Here is a 25,275-nt window from a genome sequence, read left to right on the forward strand (position 1 = left end):
CTCGGAGGCGCGCGTGACCGACGACCAGGACCAGGACTTCGCGGAGTTCGCGGCCGTCCAGACCAAGCCGCTGCTGGGGTTCGCGCATGCGCTGACGGCGAACCCGCACGACGCGTGGGACCTGACGCAGGAGACCCTGGCCCGGATGGGCGAGCGATGGGGCCGGTCGCGGTTCGACGAGCCCGCGGCGTACGCCCGCACGGTCATGGTGCGGCTCAACATCGACCGGCTCCGCCGGCTGCGGCGCGAGCTGCCGCTGCTGGCCGGACCGGTCGAGGACTCCCCGGTCGAGGTCGTCGGCGAGGCCGGCGGCTGGCTGGTCGAGGCGCTGACCACCCTCTCACCACGGCAGCGCACCGCGCTGGCGCTGCGGTACGTCGAGGACCTCGACGTGCGTGGCATCGCCGAGCGGATGGGCTGCTCGGAAGGAACCGTCAAGAGCCAGCTGTCCCGCGGGACCGAGCGGCTCCGGGAGCACGCGCGCGAGCACGGCCCGCTGCGCGCCACCACGGCACGAGAGGACTGACCGATGAACGGGGAGCTGATGACCGAGCAGCAGATCAGGGACGGGTACGCACGCCTCGAAGGGACGCTCGCGCCCCCGCTCGACGTCGCCGAGCGCGTGGAGCGGCGGATGACGGTACGCCGGCGGCGCCGGCGAGCCGGGGTCGTCACGGGGACCCTGGTGGCCGTGGTCGCCGTCGGCGGCGGCGTGGTCGCCGCGACCTCGGGTGACGACGGGCCCGGCGACACGATGGCCGTCGACCGGCCCGAGGGCCCGGTGAGCACACTCGTGATGACCCGGCCCGACGGCTCGACGTACGCCTTCCCGGACGTGACGGTGAGCTGCGAGCCGCCGGAGACCGCCGGCGGGGACCCGATCGGCACGACTGGCCGGATCTGGATGTACAGCCCGATGCACATCACGGGGTCCGAGGCAGGCGACGACGCCCAGGTGCGTGAGCCGTTCGTCTACTTCGAGGGCATTGTCGCCAAGCTGCAGAAGGACCGCACCTTCGAGCTGCCGGTGGACTGGCCGGGCGACTCGTCGCGCTACCCGATCACCCTCTTCATGGCCGACACCGAGGGCGCCCCGGACGGCAACGAGGTGGCGAGCAGCGCCGGCGGCTCCGGCACCGTGCGGGTCCTCGAGGCGGCCTGCGACCCCGTCCCCGTCCTGCGGCTCGAGGTGGACGCGACCCTGGGCAGCGAGGAGAACAAGCAGTCCCTCGACCTGGCGGGCGCCCTCGACTGACGGGCCGGCCTGGGCTGTGGATGACGCCCTCGGATCGGGGGTGGGACGTGCCAGCGTGGACGCCCCCAACCCGATCGGAGGTCCGATGCACCCCTACGACCACCCCTTCGACCGCTACGACGGCTACGACGGCTACCGGTTCGACGAGCCCACGCTCGACCGGGTCACCCACCTGGTCTTCGTCGACGGCCGCCTGGTCGACACCTGGCGCGAGCCCGCCACCGGCACCCAGTGGGAGGCGGTCGCGCTGCGTCACGACCGAGAGGCCCGACCGCCTGCGCCGCCGCCGAAGGCGCAGCACGAGCGGGTCATGGAGTGGCTGGTCGACGTCTGCGGCAGCCGGGCCGCGGTCGACGCCCTGACAGCCGAGCCGCTCGGCGACGACGCGACCGACCTGCCGACCGAGTACGCCGAGCGCGCCGCCGGCGACCGGATGGTGGCGACCGCCGAGCTGCTCGACGCCATCGCGGCGCGATCGTTCGACACCGAGTCGTCCCACGCGTTCCGGCACGCGCTGCTCGCGCTGTGGGCCGAGGACCCCGAGACGGTCACCCGAGCCGCCACGGCCGCGCACCTCGCCGGCGGCATCGTCTGGGCGGTCGGCAAGGCCAACGGCCTCTTCCACCCGGCGGGCCCGCTGCGCGTCGGTGTCGTCCAGCAGGACCTCGCGCTGCGGTCGCCGATCTCGAGCTACGGCGGCACGGTCCGCGCTGGGCTGAGGGGCTTCCGCGGTCAGCCGATCGACGGATGGGGCCGTCCGGGCGGGGTCCCCGACCTCCTCGCGCTCGGTCGGTCCGACCTGCTCCTGGGCGTCACCCGCGCCCGGCTGCTGCGGATCCGGGACCGGGCCCGGGCGGCGGCGGAGGCCGCGTGACCGGGGCGGTCAGCCCTCGAGGAAGCCCTCGCGCGCGAGCGAGCGGGCCGCCGGCAGGTAGTCCTCGCGGGTCTGCGCCGGGTCGAGCTCGAGCAGCTGGGCGACCGCCTCGAGGATCTGCCCGACGCTCAGGTCACCGTCGCAGGCGCCGGCGAGCGCCGCCTCGACGGTGTCCACCTGCCGGGCCCGCCGCAGGCCGCGCTGCTGGCGCAGCACCACGGTCTCGGGGTCGCTCTCACCGGGCCGGCCCGACGTCTCCTGCACGACGTCGGCGCGGATCACGAGGTGCGAGTCGAGCTCCACGACCGTGTCCCGGGCCACGGCCCAGTCGCGGATGGCGGACGCGATCGGCTGCTCGACGTCGTACGGCCAGGTGAGCAGCTCGCGCGCGTCGCCGCCGCTGCGGCGCAGGTTGATCCACCCGAAGCCGACCGCTTCGATGCCCTGGTCCTCGAACCACGACAGCCAGGTGTCGTAGCGCACCAGGTAGTCGGCCGAGCCGTGCAGGCCGGCGTCCTTGAGCCACAGCTCGACGTACGCCGCCGGGTCGACCAGCTCGCGCTGCACGACGAAGGCGTCGCAGCCCTCGGGCACCCAGCCCGCGAGCCGCTCCTCCCAGGCGCCGCCGCTGGGGATCACCCAGTTCGCCAGCACCTGGCACCAGCCGCCGTCGGCGAGGTGGTCCGGGGCGTTCCGCACGATGTGCTCGACCACCCGGTCCCCGGGCAGCCCGGAGTCGCGGTAGACCAGCTGCTCGCCGGTGGCCGGCGAGATCACGAAGGGCGGGTTGGTGACGATCAGGTCGAACGCCTCACCGGCCACCGGCTCGAAGAACGAGCCGGCGCGGACGTCGACGGGGGTGCTCACGGCGTTGAGGCCGAGGTTGAAGCGCGCGAGCCGCAGTGCCCGCTGGTTCACGTCGGTCGCGACGACCTCGTCGCTGTGCCGGGCCAGATGGATCGCCTGGACCCCGCAGCCGGTGCCGAGGTCGAGCGCGCGGCCGACCGGCTCGCGCAGCGTGAGCTGGGCGAGCGAGGTCGACGCGGAGCTGATGCCCAGCACGTGCTGGGGTCCGATCCGGGCGCTGCCGCCGTCCAGTCCGGGGGTGAGGTCGCTGACCACCCACAGGTGCTCGTCGTCGGTCGCGTAGGGCCGCACGTCCAGTCGCGCCGCCACCTCGCCGACCGTCTGCTCCACGAAGCCCTCCGCCGCCAGCCGGTCGACCAGCCCCGGGAGCGCCCGCTGCGCCGACGCCAGCTCGACCGGCGCCTGCAGCAGGAACAGCCGGATCAACGTCTCGAGCGGCCAGCCACCGGAGGTGCGCCGCAGGGCGGGGGTGGTCTCGTTGCGCGCGAGGGCCGCGTGCGCCTCCGGCCCGAGCACCTCGGCCACGGCGTCGTAGGTGAAGCCGGCCATCACGAGCGCGGCCCGCAGCCGCTGGGGGAGCTCCGAGATCGAGGGAGCGTTCACGACCCGAGACTATGCCGTCCGGCGGCACCGCGACCCCAGGCGGGGGTAGCCCGGATGGCCTAGACAGCACCGCCGATCGGCCAGCATCGACCAAGTTCCATGGTCTTCGGGACCTTGGTCCCTTTACATTCCGACCACGGGGACCCTCCGGGAGGGGAGGGCCACAGGGGAGGAAGTCAGCCATGCAGAGATTCGTCCGCGGCCTCGGAGCACTCGTCGTCACCGCACTCGTCGCCGCCGGTGTCACCCTCGGGGCCACGCCCGCGACGGCCACCGAGCCGGCCGCACCGGTGGCATCACCAGCGGATCGCGGGCTGCTCGACCTCCCGCTGCCGCTGCCCGACCAGCTCCCCCAGCTCACGGGGGGTCCCCGCGGTCGGCGAGCTCCTGACGGTCACCCAGCCGGTCTGGAACATCCTTCCCGGCGTGCTCAGCACCGACATCACCTGGCTGTGCGACGGCTCCCCGATCCCGGGCGCCCAGGGGGTATGGACCTATGTGCCCACGGAGGCGCAGGCGGGATGCCTGATCACCGCGCAGGTGGTCACCACGGCGCTCGGCTTCCTCCCGCTGACGATGGTCACCGACGCCCTGCAGGTCCCCGGCCTGGGTGAGACCGCGGTGACGTCCGACGGTGCACCCACCATCAAGGCGGACAAGGGGACGCCCACGACCGGGACGACCCTCTCCGTGAGCGTCGCGCCGTCGTGGCAGCAGGACGGCGTGGCCACGACGTACCAGTGGCTCCGCAACGGGCAGCCGATCACCGGCAAGGAGGGCACGTCGTACCTCCTGACGAAGGACGACGTGGACCAGTCGATCTCGGCCCGCGCCACCGGCAAGAAGGACGGCCTCTCGGACGGTGTCGTCACGAGCAACGCACTCACGGGCCAGCTGGGCGACGCTCCCAAGGCGACTCGTCAGCCGGTCATCACCGGCACCCCCGCGGTCGGCCGGACGCTGACCGTCGACCCCGGCACGTGGGGCACCGGGGAGCTCCCGGTGTTCACCTACCAGTGGCAACGGGACACCAAGGACGTCGACGGCGAGACCGGCCGGACCCACGTCGTGTCGGCGGCCGACGTCGGCCACACCCTGACCGTCGTGGTCACCGCGACTCGGGCCGGCTACCGCCCCGGGACCTTCCGCACCGCCGGCGAGACGGTCCCGGCCGCCAAGGCACGCTCGGTGCTCACGGCCACGCTGTCGAAGAAGACCGTGAGGCTGGGGCGCCCGGCGACGCTGCGGCTGGTCGTCACCGCGGTCGGGGTCTCCGCACCGTCCGGCCGGGTGAAGGTGCTCGACGGCACCAAGGTCGTCAAGCGGCTCTCGTTGACGGCCGGCAAGGCCACCGTCCGGCTGACGAAGCTCAAGCCGGGAGTGCACAGGCTCAAGGCGGTGTACGCCGGCTCGGCCACCGTGCTGGGCGCTACCTCCAAGGTCGTGAGGCTCACGGTCAAGAAGAGGTAGCCGGCCCGAGAACGACGTCGACCCGCCCGCAGGGTTCGGGCGGGTCGACGCCAGGTTTGGGGGGGGGGCCACGCCATGTGGTGCCCTGCGGTGCCTAGTGGTGGCCGGGCGCCTCGAACTGCTGGGTCGGAGCGGGCTCCGACGGCGGGGCCGCCTGGATCGGCGGGGGCGGGGGCGGCGGGGCCGGCGTACCGGTGTCGTCGCCACTCTCGATGTGGACCGGGCGCCGCTTCGAGATGTACACCGCGGCCACGATCCCGGCGAACGCCGCGAACGCGATCACCATGCGCAGCGGGGTGTTGGCGTCCTCGCCGATCGAGAGCTTGACGATCGCGGCCACGATCAGCAGCGACACCAGGTTCATGACCTTGAGCAGCGGGTTGATCGCCGGGCCGGCGGTGTCCTTGAACGGGTCGCCGACGGTGTCGCCGATGACGGTCGCGGCGTGGGCGTCGGATCCCTTGCCACCGTGGCTGCCGTCCTCCACCAGCTTCTTGGCGTTGTCCCAGGCACCACCGGAGTTGGCCAGGAACACCGCCATCAGGGTGCCGGTCGCGATGGCGCCGGCGAGGAAGCCCGCGAGCGGGCCGACACCGAGGCCGAACCCGACCGCGATCGGGGCCAGGATGGCCAGCAGACCGGGCGTCGCGAGCTCGCGGAGCGAGTCCTTGGTGACGATGTCGACGACCTTGCCGTACTCCGGACGACCGGTGCCCTCCATGATCCCGGGGATCTCCCGGAACTGGCGGCGCACCTCGTAGACCACCGCGCCGGCCGCACGGCCGACCGCGTTGATCGCCAGGCCGGCGAACAGGAAGACCACGGCCGCTCCGAGCAGCATCCCGACCAGGATGTTCGGGTAGGACGCGTCGAAGGAGAACGCCAGCCTGGTCAGTTCGCCGGGCTGCTCGGTCAGCTTCACCTCGTCGATCGCGGTGTGCATCGCGTTGGTGTACGAGCCGAACAGCGCGCTCGCGGCGAGCACGGCGGTCGCGATCGCGATGCCCTTGGTGATCGCCTTGGTGGTGTTGCCCACCGCGTCGAGCTCGGTGAGGATCTGGGCGCCGCGCTCGTCGACGTCCCCGGACATCTCCGCGATGCCCTGGGCGTTGTCGGAGACCGGGCCGAAGGTGTCCATCGCGACGATCACGCCGACCGTCGTCAGCAGACCGCAGCCGGCCAGGGAGACCGCGAACAGCGCGACGTCGATCGAACCGGAGCCGAGGAGGAACGCGCCGAACACCGCGGCGCCGATCACCAGCGTCGTGTAGACCGCGGACTCGAAGCCGACCGAGAGGCCGGACAGGATCACGGTGGCCGCGCCGGTGAGCGAGGTCTTGCCGACGTCCTTGACCGGCCGGTGGTCGGTGCCGGTGAAGTAGCCGGTGAGACCCAGGATGGCCGCGGCGAGCACGACGCCGATCAGCACGGCGCCGGCGGCGACGATGCGCGGGCTGGCGTCGGCGTCGACCGTCGAGTTCGTCAGGTCGGCGAAGTCGCCGGGCAGGTAGACCATCGCGAGCACGACGCTCGCGAGCCCACCGATGGCGGCAGAGATGTAGAACGCCCGGTTGATCGTCTTGAGGCCGTTCTCGCCCGGACGGGGCTTGCACAGGTAGACGCCGAGCACTGCGGTGAGCGCACCGATCGCGGGGATCAGCAGCGGGAACACGAGGCCCTTGTCGCCGAACGCCTGGGAGCCGAGGATCAGGGCCGCGACCAGCGTCACGGCGTACGACTCGAAGAGGTCGGCCGCCATGCCCGCGCAGTCGCCGACGTTGTCGCCGACGTTGTCCGCGATCGTCGCGGCGTTGCGCGGGTCGTCCTCGGGGATGTTGTTCTCGACCTTGCCGACCAGGTCGGCGCCGACGTCGGCGGCCTTGGTGAAGATGCCGCCACCGACTCGCATGAACATCGCGAGCAGCGCGGCACCGAAGCCGAAGCCCTCGAGCACGTGCGGGGCGTCCTCCTGGAACAGGATCACCACGATGCTGGCGCCCAGCAGGCCCAGGCCGACGGTCAGCATGCCGACCATGGCGCCGGTGCGGAACCCGATGTTCATCGCCGGGTCACGGCCCTCGTTCTGGGCCGCGGCGGCGACCCGGAGGTTCGCCTTCACCGCCAGGCCCATGCCGAGGTAGCCGACGCTGGCCGAGAAGCCCGCCCCGACCAGGAAGAACACGGACCGGAAGATCCGGACCGTCATGTCGTCCGCGGGCAGGGCCATCAGGGCGAAGAACGCGACCGCGGCGAAGATCGCCAGCGTGCGGAACTGCCGCTGCAGATACGCGTTCGCGCCTTCCTGCACCGCCTGGGCGATGTTCTTCATGTTGTCGGTGCCCTCACCGGCGGCAAGTACCTCCTGGCGGAACATCGCCGCCATCGCGAGCGCGCCAAGCGCGATCAATGCGACGACGATGACCAGGACGAGGTTGCCTCCGGAGACTTCCACGACAGCGGGAGCGATCCCCGTCATGTGTTTCCTCCTGGGAGAGTGATTCAGGTCTCACGGACGACGCGGAGTCTACGCACGGGCTGCCGGGGGACGCCGGGATGTGACCCGGGACACACAGCGAGGGCGCGGTTGCACGCCGTACGGGATGGGTTCGGCGCTGACGCTAGACCCGCCGTCCCGGGGGGTCGACGGGTCAAAGGACCTGAAACGGTCGGGACGTCGAGGACGCCTCAGGGGCCGGGCTCAGCTGCTCGCGAGGGCGGCGTCGGCGGTCTCGTGGATGACGAAGACCTTGGCGAGGCCGGTGATGCGGAAGATCTTGAGGAGGCGGTCCTGGTTGCACACCAGCTGGAGGGAGCCGTCGTGGGCACGCACCTTCTTCAGGCCGCCGACGAGGACACCGAGGCCGGTCGAGTCCAGGAACTCGACCTCTTCCATGTCGATCACGATGTCGTAGACGCCCGCAGCCACCAGCTCGGTGATCTTGTCGCGGAGCTTGGGGGCGGTGTAGACGTCGATCTCGCCCCCGACGGCAACGATGGTCTTCCCACCGGCGTCGCGCGTCGTCAGAGTCAGGTCCACCTAGTTCTCCCCGGTGCGGTTGTTCGGTTGCCGGAGGAGTCGCGGCTAGGAACCCGACATCCGGCCTGCACAATGAAACCACGCCCGCGCCTCCCCGCGCACAAACTGGCCACAGTTCGCCCCGGGAGCACGGCCAGGACAGGGTACGCCGGAGCGCCGCCCCCGGTGGCCCACGGGCGGATGTCGGCGCCGTCGGGGAGGATGACGGAGTGAGAGCGGCGCCTGGACTCCACGCCCGCAGGATGGGCGACATCGTCTCCCGGCTCGCGTCCGTGCCCGGCCGCGAGGACCGGGTGCGACACCTCGAGGTGCTGCCCGCCCGGCAGGCACGGCACGCCGACTGGCCCGTCTGGGCGGCGCCCGACGTCGTCGACGCCTTCCGGGCCCGCGGCGTCACCCAGCCGTGGGAGCACCAGGCCGTCGCCGCGGACGCCGCCCACCACGGCCAGCACGTCGTGCTGGCCACCGGCACCGCCTCCGGCAAGAGCCTGGCCTACCAGCTCCCGGCCCTCTCCGCCGTACGCCGCTCCCGCGGGCCCCGCGGCCAGCGCGGGGCGACGGTCCTCTACCTGGCGCCCACCAAGGCGCTGGCCCAGGACCAGCTGGCCGGGCTGTCGGGCCTGGGGCTCGACCTGCGGGTCACCACCCACGACGGCGACAGCGCCCGCGAGCAGCGCGACTGGGCGCGCGACCACGCGGAGTACGTCCTGACCAACCCCGACATGCTGCACCGCTCCCTGCTCCCCGGGCACGCCCGGTGGGCTGCGTTCCTCGGCTCCCTCCGATACGTCGTGGTCGACGAGTGCCACCACTACCGCGGGGTCTTCGGCGCCCACGTCGCCCACGTGCTGCGCCGGCTGCGCCGGATCTGCGCGATCTACGGCGCCGACCCGACCTTCGTGCTGGCCTCGGCGACCGTGGCCGAGCCCGAGGCCGCGGCCGCGCGGCTCACCGGCCTCGACGTGCTGGCCGTCACCGGAGACGCCTCGCCGCGGGGCGAGGTCTCCCTGCTGCTCTGGGAGCCTCCGTTCACCTCCTACGCCGGCGAGAACGGCGCCCCGGTGCGACGGGCGGCGTCGTCGGAGACCGCCGACCTCCTCGCGGACCTGGTCGCCGAGGACGTCCGCACGCTCGCGTTCATCCGGTCCCGGCGCGGCGCCGAGCAGGTCGCGATGGCGGCTGCGGAGCTGCTCGCCGACGTCGACCCGGCGCTGCCGTCCCGGGTGGCGTCGTACCGCGGCGGCTACCTGCCCGAGGAGCGGCGCGCCATCGAGGATTCGCTGCGCAGTGGCGAGCTCACCGGCCTGGCGGCGACCAACGCCCTCGAGCTCGGCATCGACATCAGCGGGCTCGACGCCGTGGTGATGGCCGGTTTTCCGGGCACCCGGGCGGCCCTGTGGCAGCAGATCGGCCGGGCCGGGCGGGGCGCCCAGGACGCGCTCGGCATCCTGGTCGCCCGGGACGACCCGCTGGACACCTACCTCGTCACCCACCCCGAGGCGCTCCTGGGCCGGCCCGTCGAGGCGACGGTGTTCGACCCGGGCAACCCCTACGTGCTCGGTCCCCACCTGTGCGCCGCCGCCCACGAGGCGCCGCTGACCGAGGCGGACCTGCCGCTGTTCGGACCGACCGCGCGCGAGGTCGTCGACGCCCTCACGGAGGGCGGGCTGCTGCGGCGCCGTCCGCGCGGCTGGTTCTGGACCGACCGGCGCCGGGCCAGCGACCTCGCCGACATCCGCTCGACCGGCGGCACCGCCGTCCAGCTGGTCGAGTCGGAGACCGGCCGGGTCATCGGCTCCGTCGACGCGTCGAGCGCGCACGCCACCGCCCACCCCGGCGCCGTCTACGTGCACCGGGGCGAGACCTGGCTGGTGCACTCGCTCGACCTCGACGACCACGTGGCCGTGATCCAGCGGGCCGAGCCCGACTACTCGACCACCGCCCGGGAGACCACCGAGATCACGATCGCGCGCGAGCGCGAGCACACCGCGTGGGGCGACTGCCGGCTGTCCTTCGGTGAGGTGGACGTCACCCACCAGGTCGTCTCGTTCCTCAAGCGCCGCCAGCCCGGTGGCGACGTCCTCGGGGAGGAGCCGCTCGACCTCCCCGAGCGCTCACTGCGCACCGCCGCCGTGTGGTGGACGGTCCCCGACCACGCCCTCGCCGAGGCCGGACTGGCCGGCCGCGACCTGCCCGGGGCCGCCCACGCCGCGGAGCACTGCTCCATCGGTCTGCTCCCGCTCTTCGCGACCTGCGACCGCTGGGACATCGGCGGGGTCTCGACCGCGGTCCACCCCGACACCGGCCGGCTCACCGTCTTCGTCTACGACGGCCACCCCGGCGGGGCCGGCTTCGCCGAGCGCGGGTTCCGGGCGGCGCGCGAGTGGCTGACCGCGACCCGCGACACCATCGAGTCGTGCACCTGCGAGGAGGGCTGCCCGTCCTGCATCCAGTCGCCCAAGTGCGGCAACCAGAACAACCCGCTCGACAAGGCCGGCGCCGTGGCGCTCCTCGACGTGCTGCTGGGCAGCGTCTAGGGTCCGGTCATGGTGATCCTGGGGCTGCTGCTCATCGCGCTCGGCGCGGTCGCGATCGTCGCGGCGATCGGCACCGCGGAGGGCTCCGGCGTCGAGCTGCTCGGCACCGACGTCGGCGCCGTCGCGCTGTTCTTCATCGGCCTCGGTGCGGGCGTCGCGATCCTGTGGGGCTTCGGCCTCACCAAGTGGGGCACCAAACGCACCATCCGGCAGCGCCGCGAGAGCAAGAAGCTCAGCGAGCTGTCGGAGAAGCTCGAGGAGCGCGAGGCGGAGCGCCGCGACGACGAGCGCGAGGACGGCGACGGCAGGTCGGTCTGAGCCCCGGCTGACGGTCAGGCCGGTCCGGCCCGGGCCTCGGCCGCCAGGTCGGCGGCCTGCCCGAGCCAGTGCGGCCCGGAGACCTCGACCCGGACCGTCGCCTCGAGACCGGCGACCTCGCACCATGTCAGCCGGGCACCGTTGGCCGCGGCCGTGCCGGCGCCGGCCGCGCAGGGGTCTCGGCCCTGGGCGAGCGCCGTGGCGGCCGCGAGCGCCGCCAGGTCGGCGGCCGACTGCGCCGACCGGTGCGCGCGGACCATCGCGGCGACGACCCCCAGCGCAGCGCCCACCAGCAGCAGCACCGCCAGGCACGAGACGACGAACAGGCTCGCGGACCCCCGCGCGTCGCGGTCACGGCGCATCGACCGACTCCTCACCCGCCGCGACCGCCTCCGCGCTGACGGTGACGCCCGGGAGCCGGGCGAACAGGCCGCCCGGGCCGTCGACCCGGCCCACGACGACGGCGGTCACCTCGCCGCCGTCGTCGTGGACGCTGATCCGGGCGCCGGCGGGCGCGACCCGCGATCCCCTGGACACGGCCTCCGCGACGCTGTCGCCACGGGCCACCGCGCGGGCGGTCTCGCGGGCGGCGTCGACCGCCCGCACCTGCGCGGCACCCACGGCGAGCAGCCAGACCAGGCCGATCGTGACCGCCACCAGCAACGGGAGCACCATCGCGAGCTCCGCGGTGGCGGCGCCGCGCTCGCGCCCGTGCCAACGCCGGCGGCGGGTCATCCGATGCCCAGGAGCCCGAGCACGTGGTCGAAGAGCGTCTTGAGGAGCTTGTCACCGAACCCGCCGGTGAGCAGCTTGAAGAGCAGGCCGGCCAGGCCCGCGCCAGCGGCGGTGCCGACGGCGTACTCGGCGGTGGTGATGCCGCGCTGGTTGCGGCGGCGAGAGAGGCGCTGCAGGGACATGAGGATCTCCGTTCCCGGCCGCCCGATGCGGCCGTCGGGACCGACCCTGCGCGACGTCACGGTCATCCGGCACGGCCTCGGACCGGAGCTGTGGAACCGCTCGCGCGGAGCGGCCCGGTGGACGGTGAACGGGCCGCTCGGGCTGCTGCGGGGGCGGCCTCCGACGGCCTCAGATGTCCAGCGTGGCCAGCAGGGCGACGACGAGCGGGACGATCCCGATCAGCACGAAGGCCGGGAGCAGGCAGAGGCCCAGCGGCAGCGCGGCCTTGACGCCCACCGCGCGGGCCCGCTCCTCGGTGTCCGCGCGGGCGGAGCGGGCGAGGTCGTCGGCCAGCCGCTCGACCGCCGCGACCACGGGGGCTCCCGAGGAGTGGGCGCGGGCCAGGGTGCGGCCCAGGCGCCCGAGGTGTGGGTCGTCGGCCAGGGTCGACCACACCTGGACGGGGTCGAGCCCCAGCGCGAGACGGGCGGCCACACCGGCGATTCGGTCGGCGGCCGGTCCCGGGAGTGCGGCGCACACCAGGCCGATCCCGTCGCCGGGCGCGGCGCCCGCCCGGAGCGTGGCGGCGAACAGCTCGACGACGTGCGGCAGGTCGCGACGCACGGCCTCGCGACGCCGGCGTACGTCGGGGAGCTCGGCGCGACCGATCACGACCCAGGTCACGGTCGCGGCGACGATCGCGGCGGGCACCGCGCCCCGGCCGCCGACGAACACCAGCGCCCCGACGCCCGCGAGGGCGCACCAGACGAGCCGGTGGCGTCGGAGCCAGCCCTCGGACGGCTCCCCGGTGGTCTCCGGGCGCGGCACCGGCAGGCCCGGACGACCCGGCAGCAGGAGGGCCGCGGCGCCGGCCGCCGCCAGGACCGGCAGCCAGGTCACAGCGACTCCTCGGCCGCCGCGGCGATCGCCTCGATCCACCAGAGCCCGGCGATCCCGAACGCCAGCCCGCCAGCGAGGCAGGCCAGCCCGGCGGGGTGGCCGAGCAGGAACCCCCACGGGTCACCGCCGGCGCCCGAGCCCATCGCGAGGGCGAGCACCGGAAGGCCGGCGACCAGCCGGGCGGTCGCGCGCGCCGAGCCGAGCTCGGCGGTGACCAGGCGACGGGTCGCCGCACCGGCACGCAGCGACTCCGCGACCCGGTCGACGGCGGAGGCGAGGCCCTGACCGGTGCGGTGCGCCACCTGCCACGCGGCGGCCACCACCCGCAGGTCGCCGGCACCGGCCCGCTGCTCCGCCAGCTCGCGCAGCGCCGTCGGCACGTCGGCGCCGACGCGGAAGGCCTCGGCGACCGGGCCCAGCGGCGGCCACGCGGACGCCGCCCGGGACAGGGCCTCCCCCGGCGGCCGGCCGGCCGCGAGCTCGCCGGCCAGCAGCTCGCAGGTCTCGAGCACCTGCCCGGCCACCCGCTCGGCGTCTCGTCGGAGTCGGCGCCGGCGCCACAGTCCCGCGGCTCCCGCGGCGGCACCGCCGAGCACGGCCGCGAGGCCGGCGAGCTGGGGAGTCGCGAGGGCGACCACCGCCGCCGCGAGCACCAGGGCGGCCGGCAGCCACCGGCCGCTCGTCGCGCGGCCGAGCGACCCCGGCAGCCGGGCGTGCGGGCGGACCACGAGGAGCGCGGCCAGCACCGCGGCGCCGACCGCCACGCCGGTCACGGGTCGATCCGGGCAGCGAGGGCACCGGCTCCGGGGCCGGGGCGGACCGTGCCGTCGTCGTCGACCTCGAGCGCAGGCACCATCGTCACCAGGCCGTCGGCTCCGCGCTCGGGGACCGCCACCTGGCGCAGCCGCCGCACGCCGTCGGACCCGCGGGCGAGGTGGAGCACCGCGTGGACGGCCGAGGCGAGCTGGCTGTGCGCGGCCTCGCGGCCCAGGCCCGCGGCCAGCGCCAGGGCCTCGATCCGGGCCGGGACGTCGACGGCGGAGTTGGCGTGGAGGGTGCCGCAGCCCCCGTCGTGCCCGGTGTTGAGGGCGGCGAGCAGGTCGACGACCTCGCCGCCTCGCACCTCGCCCACCACCAGCCGGTCGGGGCGCATCCGCAGGGCCTGACGGACGAGGGTGCGGACCTCGACGGCGCCGGCGCCCTCGAGGTTGGCGGGCCGGCCCTCCAGTGCCACGACGTGCGGATGGTCGGGACGCAGCTCGCTCGCGTCCTCGACCAGCACCAGCCGCTCCTCGGGGTCGACCCGGGACAGCAGCGCGGCGAGCAGCGCCGTCTTGCCCGAGCCCGTGCCGCCGCTGACCAGGAACGCCAGCCGGGCCTCCACGATCGCCTGCAACACCCGCGCTGTGCTCGGCGTCAGCGTGCCGAGGCCGACCAGCTCGTCGAGGGTGAACGTGCGCGGCCTCGGCACCCGGAGCGAGACGAGCGTGCCGGGCCGGGCCAGGGGCGCGAGCACGGCGTGCAGGCGAGTGCCGTCGGGCAGCCGGAGGTCGACGTACGGCGTCGCGTCGTCGAGCCGGCGCCCCCCGAGCGCGGCGAGACGCTGGGCCAGGCGGCGCACCGCCTCCTCGTCGGGGAAGCGGACGTCGGTCAGCTCCAGGCCGGACCCGCGGTCGAGGTAGACACGGTCGTGACCGTTGACGAGCACGTCGGTCACGTGGGGCGTGCGCAGCAGCGGCTCGAGCGGCCCGGCGCCGACCACGTCGCGGCGGAGCGCCTCGTAGGTCGCGAGCACGGCGGCGTCACCGACCGGACGGCCGCTCTCGCGCAGCGCCTGCGCCACGCGGTGGGGCGTCAGATCCCCGGGGCTGCGGGCCAGCCGGTCGCGGACCGCCTCGAGGTCGTCGACCGGGACGGCGCTCACGCCGCCGCCCTCAGCAGCATCAGCTGGTCGAGGACCTCGCCGGCGGCCCGACCGAGCGCACCCCGGCGCGACCGCACCGGCCCCAGGCCCAGGTCGATGGCCTCGCCGAGGCCGCGCTGGTCGGGCATCGTGGCCAGCACGGGGATGCCGGTCGCCCGGGTGACCGCCCGCGGGTCGACACCCGAACCCCGCAGCACGAGCCGGACGCCGGTGCGGTCGGGGTGGCGGGCGCAGGTGCGCACCGCCGACGCGACGCCCGCGACCGTGGGCACGACGACCACGAGCAGCCGGTCGCAGCGGGCGGCGACCTCGTCGACCAGCGCATCGGCGGCGCGCGGCAGGTCGACGACGACCAGGTCGTGACCGCGGCGCGCGGCGGACAGGACCTCGCGGACCGCGAACGCCTGGAGGCTGGCCGGCTCGCCGGCGTGCCAGGTCAGCGCGCCGAGGTCCTCACGCCGCGGCAGCGCCTCGCGCAGCGCTCGGGCGCTGAGCCGCCCGGTGGTCTGGCAGAGACCGTCCCACCGGACGCCGTGCCGGTCCTCGAGGCCGAGAACCCGGTCGACGCCGGGGCCCAGCGGGTCGGCGTCCACGACGAGCGCGCGCCCGCGCCGCGCCCCGACCTGCCCGAGGGCACAGGCGAACGTCGTGGCGCCGGCTCCCCCGCTGCCGCCGACCACCCCGACCACCAGGCCCTCCGCGGGCCCGGTGGCGCCGGTGTCGCCGAGGTCGGTGAGCAGCTCGGTCAGCCATCCTTCGGAGCGGCCGACCTGGGTCACGTTCTCGGCGCCGACCGCGACCGCGACCCGGAACATCTCATCGGGCACCACGCCCCAGGAGAGCACGTAGACCCGAGCCCGCCGCGGCGGCGAGATCCGGGCCAGCTCCTCGGCCATGTCGGCGCCGAGCAGCACCACCGGGGCGCGTGCCCAGCCGCGCAGGGCGGCCCCGCCGTCCGCGGCGACGTCCGGCGTGACGCCGGCGGCGGCAGCCAGGCGGAGCAGCTCGTCGAGGAGGGACTGGTCACGGGTGATGAGCAGCGGTGCGGTCATGCAGCGATGGTTCCCGCGCCGGCCGACCGGGTCCCGCCGTCGTACCGGCCCTGTGGACAAGGCCGTTCGACACGGGTGCTGTGGACGGCAGGTGGGCAGCACCCGCCTACGATTGCGCCATGGCGACCCGGTCCACCGCGGCCTTCTTCGACCTCGACAAGACGATCATCGCCAAGTCGAGCACGCTGGCGTTCAGCAAGCCCTTCCAGGCGGGCGGGCTGATCTCACGGCGCGCGGTGCTGCGCTCGGCGTACGCCCAGTTCGTCTACCTGGTCGGCGGCGCGGACCACGACCAGATGGAGAAGATGCGACAGTTCATGTCGCAGCTGTGCGCCGGCTGGGACGTCGCCACCGTCCGCGAGATCGTCGCCGACACCCTGCACAACATCGTCGACCCGCTCGTGTACGACGAGGCCGTCAGCCTGATCGAGGAGCACCGGCTCGCGGGCCGCGACGTCGTGGTGGTCTCCGCGTCCGGGGCCGAGGTCGTCGGGCCGATCGCCGAGATGCTCGGCGCCGACCGGGTGATCGCGACCCGCATGGAGATCGAGGACGGCCGCTACACCGGCGGCATCGAGTACTACGCCTACGCCGAGGAGAAGGCCCGCGCGATCGAGGAGCTGGCCGCCGCGGAGGGCTACGACCTCGCCAACAGCTATGGCTACAGCGACTCGGTCACCGACGTCCCGATGCTCGAGGCCGTCGGCCACGCCCATGCGGTCAACCCCGACAAGGAGCTGCGCAAGGTCGCCGCCGAGCGGGGCTGGCCGGTCCTGGTGTTCACCAAGCCGGTCACGCTGCGCTCCCGGGTGCCGCTGCCGCCCGCCAAGCCCACCCTCGCCGCGCTGGCCGTCGGCGGCGTCGTCGCGGTCGGCGGCGTGATGTGGGCCAACGCGCGCAAGCGGCGGCCCGGCGCCTGAGGTCGCTCCGCCGGGCGACCGGGACGTTCCATCCCTCGGAGCTCGGCGTGCGACCGAGCGTCCCATCGACCTGCAGCTGAGCGGGTGCAGCGCGGTCGAGGCTGGCGGGGCAACCCGTCCGGGACCGCCCCGGGGCGGCCGACGGCCCGCGACCTGCCGCCCCCGTCGACGCGCGGAAGTCAATACTCGAAGGTCCTTGAACGTGCGACGAATCAGGCGTAGACACGGACTCAGAACTCAACAGGGCAGCACGTGATCCGGGTACCCACGCGGCGATCTACCCTTCCTACAGGGCGCGAGCCGGCCGGGACCTTCCCGCGGCAGCAGTTAGATGTTGCACGCCTGGTAACCATCGGATTCACGTGTCAGCGACGGCACCCGGACCAATCACACACAACCGTCGGGTGCCGTTCGCATGTCCGAGGGCAGTGGACCGCGACGAAGGAGCGGTCCGCGTCGCCCGAGGAGGTTGAGGGCGCCCACGGCTGAGCCCGCGAAGCCGTGACGGCGCGTCTCGAAACCCAGCCAGAGGTCAGGTCGCATCAGCCCCAGGCAGCGGTCCGGTGGTTTCGAGGCTCGCTTCGCTCGCACCTCAACCACCGTGACCGGCCGGGCGGTTTCGAGGCTCGCTCCGCTCGCACCTCAACCACCGTGCGACGTCCGCTCGCACCTCAACCACCGTGCGACGTCCGCTCGCACCTCAACCACCGTGCGACGTCCGCTCGCACCTCAACCACCGTGCGACGTCCGCTGGCACCTCAACCACCGTGGGGCGTCCGCAGCGGGCTCGCCTCGGCGCCGGCGGCGTACGCCTCGGCCGCGTACAGCAGCCACGCGTGCACGCCGGCCGGGCCGCCCCCGGCGTACCCCCGCAGGTTCGACTCGTACGCCGCCCGCAGCGCGAGGTGACCGGCCTCGGGGACGACGAGCGACTTCTCGTCGACGCCCCGCGCGACGAGCACCAGCCGCTCGGCGGCGCGGGCCACGATGCCGTTGTGCGACGCGAACGGCGCAGCGGTCGCGAGCTCGGCGTGCACGACCGCGGCGACCAGCAGCGCCGGCGCGGTGGCGCTCGCCACCAGCAGGTCGCCGACACCGCGCAGCCGGGCGGCCGCGGCCTCGTCGCGGGGGCGCCCCCGGGAGTCGGCGGGCTGGCTCGCGGAGGCCAGCGCGTGGATGCGCGCCAGCGCCTGCAGCGGCGTACGGGACAGCGCCGGGACGAGCGAGAGCAGCTCGGCGGACACCCGCACCGAGTCGGCGGCCACCTCGTCGCCCCGCCCCTCGCGCACGTCGGCCAGCGACGCGGTCGACCCCTCCAGCACCGCGCTCGCGTGGGCGCCGCGCAGCAGGCTCTCGGCGGTCGTCTCGGGCGAGGTGCGCCGCAGCCCGCGGTCGCGCAGCATCGCGTCGATGCCGTCCCGCGCAGCGGCGTACGCCGACGGCACGCCTTCGAGGGACGCCAGGCGCGACAGGGGGTCTTGGCTCACGGGATCCCACAGTATCTGCGAGTACGGTTGCCTCGATGAGCGACCAGCCCTCCCCCTCGCCCGCGCTGTCGTTCGGTGACGTCGCGGCCGCCTACGACCGCGCCCGCCCCTCCTACCCCCGCGAGGCCGTCGCCTGGCTCGCCGGCGAGCAGCCCGCGACGGTCCTCGAGCTCGGCGCCGGCACCGGCAAGCTCACCTCCGTCCTCGTCGCCCTCGGCCACGACGTGCACGCGACCGACCCCGACGAGCAGATGCTGGCCGTCCTTCGCGAGCGGCTCCCCGACGTGCCCACCTCGGTCGCGGGCGCCGAGGACCTGCCCGCCGCGGACGCGTCGTACGACGTCGTGGTGGTCGCCCAGGCGTTCCACTGGTTCGACCACGAGCGGGCGCTGCCCGAGATCGCCCGGGTGCTCAAGCCCGGGGGCCGGCTGGCGGTCGTGTGGAACGCCCGCGACGAGCGGATCCCGTGGGTGCGCCGGCTGGGTGCGCTGATCGGCAGCCCGGAGCAGCTGCGCTCGATGGAGCAGGTGGAGTCCAGCGAGCTGTTCGGCCCGGTCGAGGAGGACACGCTCCGCCACTGGCAGGTCGTGGACCGCGAGTCGATCGCGGACCTCGCCCTCTCGCGCTCCGCCATCGCCACGCTCGACGCGGAGGCGCGGGCCGCGAAGCTCGCCGAGGTCGTGGCGTTCTACGACGACTTCGGGCGCGGCATGGACGGCATGCAGCTGCCCTACGTCGCCTGCTGCTTCCGCAGCACCGTCGCCGAGCGGGCCACCCCTGCCGCCGAGACCGACGAGGGCGCCGCACCGGTCACCGACGGCTCCGACACCGACATGCTGCTCATCGACTTCCGCTGACCATGGCCCGTCCGTGGCGCCGCCGGCATCTCGGGACCGAGGCCGACCGGGCCACGTTCCGGACCCTGCACAGCGCCTCCCTCGCGTCGCCCGCGCTGCGGGAGGGCCTGACCCCCGCCAGCGCGGAGCGCAGCATCCGGCACCTGCACGACCTGCTCGGAACACCCGCGCTGGCGCTGACCGACACCGCGACGACGCTGGCCTGGCACGGCAGCGGGCAGCACCACCAGGAGCAGTCCCCGGCCCTGGCGGCGGCCACGATCGAGCGCGGCAGCACCCGGATGTTCGACCGCGGCGACCTGCCCTGCGACGTGCCCGGCTGCGAGGTGCGGACCGCGATCGTCAGCCCGCTGGTCGTCGAGGAGCGCGTGGTCGGCACGCTGCAGGTCTTCGCGGCGTACCCGACCGCCGGCCTGGCCCGGGCCGCCGACGAGGTCGCGCAGTGGGTGAGCGCGCAGCTCGAGCTCGCCGAGCTCGACGCCTCGCGGACCCGGCTGATGGAGGCCGAGGTCCGGGCGCTGCGGGCCCAGATCAGCCCGCACTTCATCTACAACTCCCTCGGCGCGATCGCCAGCTTCGTCCGCACCGACCCCGACCGCGCCCGCGAGCTGCTGCTGGAGTTCGCCGACTTCACCCGCTACTCCTTCCGCCGGCACGGCGAGTACACGACGCTCGCGGAGGAGCTCCGCTCGATCGAGCGCTACCTGCTGCTCGAGCAGGCCCGGTTCGGCGACCGGCTCCGGGTCACGCTGCGGATCGCCCCCGAGGTGCTCCCCGTCGCCGTACCCTTCCTCTGCATCCAGCCGCTCGTCGAGAACGCCGTCCGGCACGGCCTCGAGTCGGCGGAGGGCGGCGGCCACATCCGGATCGTCGCCCGCGACCAGGGTCAGGAGTGCGTGATCGAGGTGGAGGACGACGGTGCGGGCGAGGACCCCGACGTCGTACGGCGAGCCCTCGCCGGTGACGCCTCACTCGACTCGACGGGCCTGGGGAACGTCGACGGCCGGCTGCGCAACGCGTTCGGCGACGACTACGGCCTGGTCGTCGAGACCGCACCCGGAGCCGGCACCAAGGTGACCGTCCGGGTGCCCAAGTTCGCCCCAGGAGTCCACGCATGAACACCCCACGCAATCGCAGGCTCCACTCGCTGCGCTCGCTCCGCCCACGATTCCGCGGGGACCCGTCATGAGCCACCGACTGCGCGCCCTGGTCGTCGACGACGAGCGGCCGGCCCTCGACGAGCTGCGCTACCTGCTCGAGCGCGACGACCGGATCCGCGAGGTGCTCACCACGGACTCCGCGACCGAGAGCCTGCGGATCCTGCGCGAGGGCGACGTCGACGTGGCGTTCCTCGACATCCAGATGCCCGGCCTCACCGGCCTCGAGCTCGCCCAGGTGCTCGGCCGGTTCCGCAACCCGCCGCGCATCGTGTTCGTCACCGCCCACGAGGGCCACGCCGTCGCGGCCTTCGACGTGCACGCGGTCGACTACGTCCTCAAGCCGGTGCGGGCCGACCGGCTGGCCGAGGCGGTACGCCGGGTGGTGGCCGGGTCCGACCGGGCGCCGGCCGGCGACGACCCCCAGGTCGCGGTGGAGCGCGGCGGTGTCACCCGCTTCCTCAGCCGCTCCGACATCACCCACGTCGAGGCGCACGGCGACTACGCGCGGCTGCACACGGCCGAGGGGTCGCACCTGGTGCGCACCCCACTGACCACGCTCGAGGAGGAGTGGGCCGGCGCCGGCTTCGTGCGCATCCACCGGTCGCTGCTGGTCTCGCTCGCCCACGTGCGCGAGGTGCGGATGGACGCCGGTCGCTGCACGGTGGTCGTCGGCGACCCGCCCGTCGAGCTCGGGGTCAGCCGACGGCACACCCGCGAGCTGCGCGAGCTGCTGCTCCAGAGCCGGACCCGCCGCCCGTGAGCGAGCCCGGACCCTCGCCGGACCGGGTCCGGGTGACCGGCCCGCCGCGCCGCCGTACGCCCACGGCGCGCACGGCGGACATCGACGACGAGACCCGGCTCGGCGGCATGTACATGGGCTCGCTGCTGCGCGAGCAGCTGCGGCTGGCGCTGGGCGTCCTCACCGTGCTCGGCCTCACCGTCGGGCTGCTGCCGCTGGTCTTCCACCTGGTCCCGGCGCTGTCGCGATTCGAGGTGCTGGGCGTGCCGCTCGCCTGGCTGCTGCTCGGGGCGCTGGTCTATCCGTGGCTGCTGGCGCTCGGCTGGATCTACGTGCGCCGGGCCGAGCGCAACGAGCGCGACTTCGCCGAGCTCGTGACGGAGGTCAACCGGTGATCACCCCGTGAACCTCGACGCCGCCCCCGGCATCGTCGCGGTGACCGCGGTGACGATCGCGACGCTGGTGATCGGGACCTGGGGGCTGCGGTTCTCGCGGACGACCAGCGACTTCTTCGTGGCCTCGCGGTCGGTGCGGCCCCGGCTCAACGCCAGCGCGATCGGCGGGGAGTACCTCTCGGCCGCGTCGTTCCTCGGCGTCGCCGGGCTGGTGCTCACGTTCGGCGCCGACATGCTGTGGTACCCGGTCGGCTGGACCGCCGGCTACCTCGTGCTGCTGGTGCTGGTGGCCGCGCCGCTGCGCCGCTCGGGCGCCTACACGCTGCCGGACTTCGCCGAGGCGCGGCTGGGGTCCCGCGCGGTGCGCTCGGTGTGCTCGCTGCTCGTGGTCGCCGTGGGCTGGCTGTACCTGCTGCCGCAGTTCCAGGGCGCGGGGATCACGCTGCGCTCCACGATCGGCGCGCCGACCTGGGTCGGGCCGGCGATCGTCGGGATCATCGTCCTGGCCAACGTCACCTCGGGTGGGATGCGGAGCATCACGTTCGTCCAGGCGTTCCAGTACTGGCTGAAGCTGACCGCGCTGCTCGTCCCGGCCGCGGTGCTGCTGGCCGTGTGGGCCGACGACGCGACGCCGTACGCCTCCGGCTCCGACGGCTGGTCGGTGCCGCTGGCCTCCGGCGGGGGTGAGGGGCTGTACGTCACGTACTCCCTGATCGTGGCGACGTTCCTCGGCACCATGGGGCTCCCGCACGTCGTGGTCCGCTTCTACACCAACCCCGACGGCCGGGCGGCCCGGCGTACGACGCTCGTCGTGCTCGGCCTGCTCGGTGTGTTCTACCTGCTGCCCCCGTTGTACGGCGCGCTCGGGCGGGTCTACGCGCCGACGCTGGCCGGCACCGACCGGGCGGACGCGCTGGTGCTCGAGCTGCCGCGGATCATGCTCGACGGCCCGGCCGGCGAGCTGCTCACCGGCCTGGTCACCGCCGGCGCGTTCGCGGCGTTCCTCTCGACCTCCTCCGGCCTGTCGATCGCGGTCGCCGGCGTGCTCAGCCAGGACGTCACCGGCCGGCTGTGGGCCGGGCGGCGCCTCGGCGGCGTGGCGGCGTTCCGGCTGGGAGCCGTGGTCGCGGTGACCGTCCCGTGCGTGGTCGCACTGGCGGTGCCCAACCTGGGGGTGGCCCGGGCGGTGGGCCTGGCGTTCGCGATGGCGGCCTCGACGTTCTGCCCGCTGCTGCTGCTCGGCATCTGGTGGCGCCGGCTCACCCCCGCGGGCGCGATCGCCGGGCTACTGGCGGGCGGGGTCGGCTGCGGCGTCGCGATCGTGTGGACGCTGGTGGTGTCGCGACCGTCCGGGTGGACGGACACGCTCATGGGCCAGCCGGCCGCGTGGTCGTTCCCTCTCGCACTCGCCACGATGGTCGTGGTCTCGCTGCTCACCGCCCCGCGGATCCCCGCCCACACCGGCCGGTTCCTCGTGCGGCTGCACACGCCTGAGGTGCTCGACCTCGACCGCGGGTGAGCCGGCCCCCTCCCGCTTGTAACGCTCCGATATTGCCCCACCGGGACAGTGCTTCCACGCTCAGCGGGCGGACCATCATGGAGCGTTACAAGGGACGGCGGCGGGTCAGGCCGAGAGCTCCTCGGGGTAGCCCGCCAGCATCAACCCGGCCACGGCCCCGAGCGCCTCGGACCAGGCGGCGGTCATCTCGGGGGTCCAGGCCTCGCCGCCGAGCTCCTCCATCGCGGCGACCATGCACTCCGCGACCGCGTCGTACATCGGAGCGGTCGCGCCGTACGCCGCGTGCTTGGCGCCGAGGTCGCCCAGCGTGGTCGTGAGCCAGGCGGGGTCGTCGAGGTGGTCGAGGACGGCGACGACCGCGGTCCGCAGCATCGCGGCCTGCGAGCGGACGTCGGCGGAGAACATCGGTCGCACGCCGGGGTAGCGCGCGAACAGGATCTCGTAGAAGCGCGGGGTCAGCCGGTCGTCGCCGTCGGCGAGCACCAGGCTCTCGGTGAGCAATTCCTTGTCCATGCCCCCAGGCTCAGCGCGGGCCGTTTCGGCTGCTCGCCCGTCGCCGTACAACCGCCGTCAACTCTTCCTCACGGCCTCACAGCCGACGACCTACTCACCCTTGTAACGCTCCTTTATCGCCCCTGGCGGCGAGCCGTCCACGCTCAGGCCGCAGGCCATAAAGGCGCGTTACAAGCGACGCAGCGGCCTACGCCGACCGCCGAGCAGCCAGCAGCTCGACCGCGCGGGCGACGACGAGGTCGACGACCCTGTCGTGGGGGCCGATCACGTCGGCGACCAGCTCGGCGCCGGCCGCCAGCGACTCCTCGCGAGTGCGGGTCGCGAAGAACCCCGCCGCCAGCAGGTACGGCGTCACCGCGTCGCCGGGCCGGACCACCTCGGAGGGACGGCGGCCGAGCCCGCCCAGCGTGGCGAGCCGCACCGGTCCGCCCCAGGCATCCGAGAGCAGGGCGGTCGCGAGCATCAGGTCGCGGGCGGCCGCCGGGTCGCGGGACCCGGCCGCGACCATGACCAGGGGCGCACTCGGGCGCGCATCCGCGGAGACGAGCCGCGCCACCTGGGCGGCGGCGAGCAGCGGGTCGGGCCCGAGCGCCCGGCCCGCGACGACGACGAGGTCCTCGCGCACGTGGTAGCCGGTCGAGAGCAGCAGCGGCACCACCACCGACGGCTCGTCCGAGTCCAGGACGGAGGACAGCAGCGGCGAGGCCAGCTCGACGAATGCGGCGACGCCCGGCATCCCGAGCCGCAGGGCAGCCGCGGCGGTGAGCTCGCGCGCCACGTCGTTGCCCGGCTCGTGCCGCGTGCCGTGGGCGACCGTCACCAACCTCACGGAGCCACCGCCAGCCGGTAGCCGCGCTTGACGACCGTCTGCACGGCACGCGTCCCGAGCGCGGCCCGCAGCCGGGCGACCGCCATCTCGACGGCGTGCTCGGACCCGGCCGTCCCCGACGGCAGCATGGCGAGCAGCGCGGGACGGGAGACGACGTTGCCGGGGTTCGCCACGAGGGCGTTGAGTACAGCTGCCGGCGCCGGGGAGAGCTTCACCTCGGCGCCGTCGAGCAGCACGTCCTCGCCGTGCAGCAGCAGCTGGCGGCCGCCGACCAGCTCGATCGACAGCCCGGAGCGCCGCGAGGGCAGCTCGGTCTCGAGCTGCTTGACCATCGCCCCGAGCCGGGAGCGGTCGGGCCAGATCGTCGGCACCCCCCACATCTCGAACGCCGCGGCGGTCACCGGGCCGACGCACGCGGCGACCACGTCTGCCTGGAACGCCGAGACCAGCTCGTCGCGCCGGCCGGTGGAGCCGGCGGCCTCCATGAGGGCCGCGACCGCGGGGGCGGAGGTGAACGTGACCGCGTCGAGGGAACGGTCGGCGATCAGGTCGATCATCTTGAACATCGGCTCCGGGTCGTCGGCGGACGCGACGCGGTAGACCGTGACCGTCGTGACGTCGGCACCCTGGCGGCGCAGGGCGTGCGCGACCATCGACAGCGACTGGCCGTGCTCCTGCACGACGATCCGCAGCCCGGCGAGCGACCGGCCGCGCAGGTGCTCCAGCACGTCCTCGAAGCACTCCGACTCCGGCGCCCACAGCTCGCGCAGCCCGCGGCGACGCAGCGCTCCGACGCTCTTGGGCCCGCGGGCCAGGATCTCCGCCGACTCGAGCGCCGACAGCAGCCGCGGCAGGATCCCCCACCGCTCGGCGGCGTCGAACCAGGTCCGCATCCCGATGCCGGTGGTGGCCAGGAACATGTCAACCGGCGCCGCGAGCACCTCCTCGGTGGCCGCGCGCAGCAGGTCGTCGTCGACGTGGTTGGGGTCCAGCGACAGCGCGGGCGCCCACTCCACGGTGGCGCCGCGTCGCTCGAGCAGGCCGACCTGCTCGTCGACCTTCCGGGCGGCGGTCACGCCGATCCGGAAGCCGGCGAGGGGAAGGCTGTCGGTCACCCTGATG

The 25,275-nt window shown here is 74.3% G+C and carries 26 protein-coding genes; 12 read left to right on the top strand and 14 right to left on the bottom strand.

Annotation, left to right across the window (positions count from 1 at the left end; translation table 11 throughout):
• Positions 1 to 13: 13 nt before the first annotated feature.
• From QQZ14_RS02445 to QQZ14_RS02455, 3 genes are all read left to right on the top strand, one after another.
• Positions 14 to 526, top strand: coding sequence for a sigma-70 family RNA polymerase sigma factor (locus QQZ14_RS02445; RefSeq protein WP_284532576.1), 513 nt, complete (start codon positions 14 to 16; stop codon positions 524 to 526).
• A 3-nt stretch (positions 527 to 529) separates the two neighbouring features.
• Positions 530 to 1,255, top strand: coding sequence for a hypothetical protein (locus QQZ14_RS02450; protein WP_284532577.1), 726 nt, complete (start codon positions 530 to 532; stop codon positions 1,253 to 1,255).
• Between the two features lie 85 nt (positions 1,256 to 1,340).
• Positions 1,341 to 2,129, top strand: a complete 789-nt coding sequence (locus QQZ14_RS02455; RefSeq protein WP_284532578.1) for a hypothetical protein — start codon at positions 1,341 to 1,343, stop codon at positions 2,127 to 2,129.
• A 9-nt stretch (positions 2,130 to 2,138) separates the two neighbouring features.
• Here the strand turns inward: QQZ14_RS02455 and QQZ14_RS02460 are convergent, their stop codons facing one another.
• Entirely contained in the window at positions 2,139 to 3,599 is a 1,461-nt protein-coding gene (locus QQZ14_RS02460) for a DUF7059 domain-containing protein (RefSeq protein ID WP_284532579.1), read from the bottom strand.
• A 426-nt stretch (positions 3,600 to 4,025) separates the two neighbouring features.
• Between QQZ14_RS02460 and QQZ14_RS02465 the strand changes: the two genes are divergently transcribed.
• Positions 4,026 to 5,069, top strand: a complete 1,044-nt coding sequence (locus QQZ14_RS02465) for an Ig-like domain repeat protein (RefSeq protein WP_284532580.1) — start codon at positions 4,026 to 4,028, stop codon at positions 5,067 to 5,069.
• A gap of 94 nt (positions 5,070 to 5,163) precedes the next feature.
• Here the strand turns inward: QQZ14_RS02465 and QQZ14_RS02470 are convergent, their stop codons facing one another.
• A complete protein-coding gene (locus QQZ14_RS02470; RefSeq protein ID WP_284532581.1) occupies positions 5,164 to 7,545 on the bottom strand; it encodes a sodium-translocating pyrophosphatase in 2,382 nt (793 codons plus the stop codon).
• A gap of 222 nt (positions 7,546 to 7,767) precedes the next feature.
• Positions 7,768 to 8,106 carry an anti-sigma factor antagonist gene (locus QQZ14_RS02475; protein WP_284532582.1) on the bottom strand — a complete coding sequence of 113 codons (339 nt, stop codon included), beginning with the start codon at positions 8,104 to 8,106 and terminating at the stop codon, positions 7,768 to 7,770.
• A 242-nt stretch (positions 8,107 to 8,348) separates the two neighbouring features.
• Here QQZ14_RS02475 and QQZ14_RS02480 point away from each other — a divergent pair, with 242 nt between their 5' ends.
• Complete coding sequence (locus QQZ14_RS02480; RefSeq protein ID WP_284533070.1) at positions 8,349 to 10,643, top strand: DEAD/DEAH box helicase; 2,295 nt, start codon at positions 8,349 to 8,351, stop codon at positions 10,641 to 10,643.
• A gap of 9 nt (positions 10,644 to 10,652) precedes the next feature.
• Positions 10,653 to 10,961 (top strand): hypothetical protein, encoded by a 309-nt coding sequence (locus QQZ14_RS02485; RefSeq protein ID WP_284532583.1) that lies wholly within the window; start codon positions 10,653 to 10,655, stop codon positions 10,959 to 10,961.
• Between the two features lie 14 nt (positions 10,962 to 10,975).
• On the opposite strand, the gene QQZ14_RS02490 is transcribed toward QQZ14_RS02485, so the two are convergent.
• The 7 genes from QQZ14_RS02490 to ssd form a co-directional block, all read right to left on the bottom strand.
• The gene (locus tag QQZ14_RS02490; RefSeq protein WP_284532584.1) at positions 10,976 to 11,323 is read right to left on the bottom strand and encodes an Rv3654c family TadE-like protein; all 348 of its coding nucleotides are present in this window, start codon (positions 11,321 to 11,323) and stop codon (positions 10,976 to 10,978) included.
• On the bottom strand, positions 11,313 to 11,696 hold the full coding sequence (locus QQZ14_RS02495) for a TadE family protein (RefSeq protein ID WP_284532585.1): 384 nt from the start codon (positions 11,694 to 11,696) through the stop codon (positions 11,313 to 11,315). Before QQZ14_RS02495 ends, QQZ14_RS02490 begins: the two co-directional genes overlap by 11 nt.
• On the bottom strand, positions 11,693 to 11,878 hold the full coding sequence (locus QQZ14_RS02500; protein ID WP_284532586.1) for a DUF4244 domain-containing protein: 186 nt from the start codon (positions 11,876 to 11,878) through the stop codon (positions 11,693 to 11,695). Before QQZ14_RS02500 ends, QQZ14_RS02495 begins: the two co-directional genes overlap by 4 nt.
• Before the next feature lie 169 nt (positions 11,879 to 12,047).
• Positions 12,048 to 12,758, bottom strand: a complete 711-nt coding sequence (locus QQZ14_RS02505) for a type II secretion system F family protein (RefSeq protein ID WP_284532587.1) — start codon at positions 12,756 to 12,758, stop codon at positions 12,048 to 12,050.
• Positions 12,755 to 13,531 (bottom strand): type II secretion system F family protein, encoded by a 777-nt coding sequence (locus QQZ14_RS02510; RefSeq protein WP_284532588.1) that lies wholly within the window; start codon positions 13,529 to 13,531, stop codon positions 12,755 to 12,757. Before QQZ14_RS02510 ends, QQZ14_RS02505 begins: the two co-directional genes overlap by 4 nt.
• Positions 13,528 to 14,682 carry a TadA family conjugal transfer-associated ATPase gene (locus QQZ14_RS02515; RefSeq protein WP_284532589.1) on the bottom strand — a complete coding sequence of 385 codons (1,155 nt, stop codon included), beginning with the start codon at positions 14,680 to 14,682 and terminating at the stop codon, positions 13,528 to 13,530. The genes QQZ14_RS02510 and QQZ14_RS02515 overlap by 4 nt, the downstream gene beginning before the upstream one ends.
• Complete coding sequence (ssd, locus tag QQZ14_RS02520) at positions 14,679 to 15,734, bottom strand: septum site-determining protein Ssd (protein WP_284532590.1); 1,056 nt, start codon at positions 15,732 to 15,734, stop codon at positions 14,679 to 14,681. The genes QQZ14_RS02515 and ssd overlap by 4 nt, the downstream gene beginning before the upstream one ends.
• Positions 15,735 to 15,853: 119 nt before the next feature.
• Here ssd and QQZ14_RS02525 point away from each other — a divergent pair, with 119 nt between their 5' ends.
• Complete coding sequence (locus QQZ14_RS02525) at positions 15,854 to 16,654, top strand: HAD family hydrolase (RefSeq protein WP_284532591.1); 801 nt, start codon at positions 15,854 to 15,856, stop codon at positions 16,652 to 16,654.
• Between the two features lie 758 nt (positions 16,655 to 17,412).
• Here QQZ14_RS02525 and QQZ14_RS02530 read toward each other — a convergent pair.
• Positions 17,413 to 18,141: an oxidoreductase gene (locus QQZ14_RS02530; protein WP_284532592.1), complete on the bottom strand. Its 729-nt coding sequence runs from the start codon at positions 18,139 to 18,141 to the stop codon at positions 17,413 to 17,415.
• A 35-nt stretch (positions 18,142 to 18,176) separates the two neighbouring features.
• Between QQZ14_RS02530 and QQZ14_RS02535 the strand changes: the two genes are divergently transcribed.
• The 5 genes from QQZ14_RS02535 to QQZ14_RS02555 all read left to right on the top strand — a co-directional run bounded on the left by QQZ14_RS02535 (position 18,177) and on the right by QQZ14_RS02555 (position 22,811).
• Positions 18,177 to 18,998, top strand: coding sequence for a class I SAM-dependent methyltransferase (locus tag QQZ14_RS02535; RefSeq protein ID WP_284532593.1), 822 nt, complete (start codon positions 18,177 to 18,179; stop codon positions 18,996 to 18,998).
• Positions 18,999 to 19,000: 2 nt separating this feature from the next.
• A complete protein-coding gene (locus QQZ14_RS02540) occupies positions 19,001 to 20,116 on the top strand; it encodes a sensor histidine kinase (protein WP_284532594.1) in 1,116 nt (371 codons plus the stop codon).
• Positions 20,117 to 20,183: 67 nt separating this feature from the next.
• Entirely contained in the window at positions 20,184 to 20,918 is a 735-nt protein-coding gene (locus QQZ14_RS02545; RefSeq protein WP_284532595.1) for a LytR/AlgR family response regulator transcription factor, read from the top strand.
• The gene (locus tag QQZ14_RS02550; protein ID WP_284532596.1) at positions 20,915 to 21,292 is read left to right on the top strand and encodes a hypothetical protein; all 378 of its coding nucleotides are present in this window, start codon (positions 20,915 to 20,917) and stop codon (positions 21,290 to 21,292) included. Before QQZ14_RS02545 ends, QQZ14_RS02550 begins: the two co-directional genes overlap by 4 nt.
• Positions 21,293 to 21,299: 7 nt before the next feature.
• Positions 21,300 to 22,811 carry a sodium/solute symporter gene (locus QQZ14_RS02555; RefSeq protein ID WP_284532597.1) on the top strand — a complete coding sequence of 504 codons (1,512 nt, stop codon included), beginning with the start codon at positions 21,300 to 21,302 and terminating at the stop codon, positions 22,809 to 22,811.
• Positions 22,812 to 22,916: 105 nt separating this feature from the next.
• Here the strand turns inward: QQZ14_RS02555 and QQZ14_RS02560 are convergent, their stop codons facing one another.
• The 3 genes from QQZ14_RS02560 to QQZ14_RS02570 all read right to left on the bottom strand — a co-directional run bounded on the left by QQZ14_RS02560 (position 22,917) and on the right by QQZ14_RS02570 (position 25,268).
• Positions 22,917 to 23,324 carry a globin domain-containing protein gene (locus QQZ14_RS02560; RefSeq protein ID WP_284532599.1) on the bottom strand — a complete coding sequence of 136 codons (408 nt, stop codon included), beginning with the start codon at positions 23,322 to 23,324 and terminating at the stop codon, positions 22,917 to 22,919.
• A gap of 187 nt (positions 23,325 to 23,511) precedes the next feature.
• The gene (locus QQZ14_RS02565) at positions 23,512 to 24,153 is read right to left on the bottom strand and encodes a sirohydrochlorin chelatase (protein WP_284532600.1); all 642 of its coding nucleotides are present in this window, start codon (positions 24,151 to 24,153) and stop codon (positions 23,512 to 23,514) included.
• Positions 24,150 to 25,268 carry a uroporphyrinogen-III synthase gene (locus QQZ14_RS02570; RefSeq protein WP_284532601.1) on the bottom strand — a complete coding sequence of 373 codons (1,119 nt, stop codon included), beginning with the start codon at positions 25,266 to 25,268 and terminating at the stop codon, positions 24,150 to 24,152. Before QQZ14_RS02570 ends, QQZ14_RS02565 begins: the two co-directional genes overlap by 4 nt.
• Positions 25,269 to 25,275: the final 7 nt, after the last annotated feature.

It is taken from the genome of Nocardioides sp. T2.26MG-1, from assembly GCF_950101795.1.
Lineage (GTDB): Bacteria > Actinomycetota > Actinomycetes > Propionibacteriales > Nocardioidaceae > Nocardioides.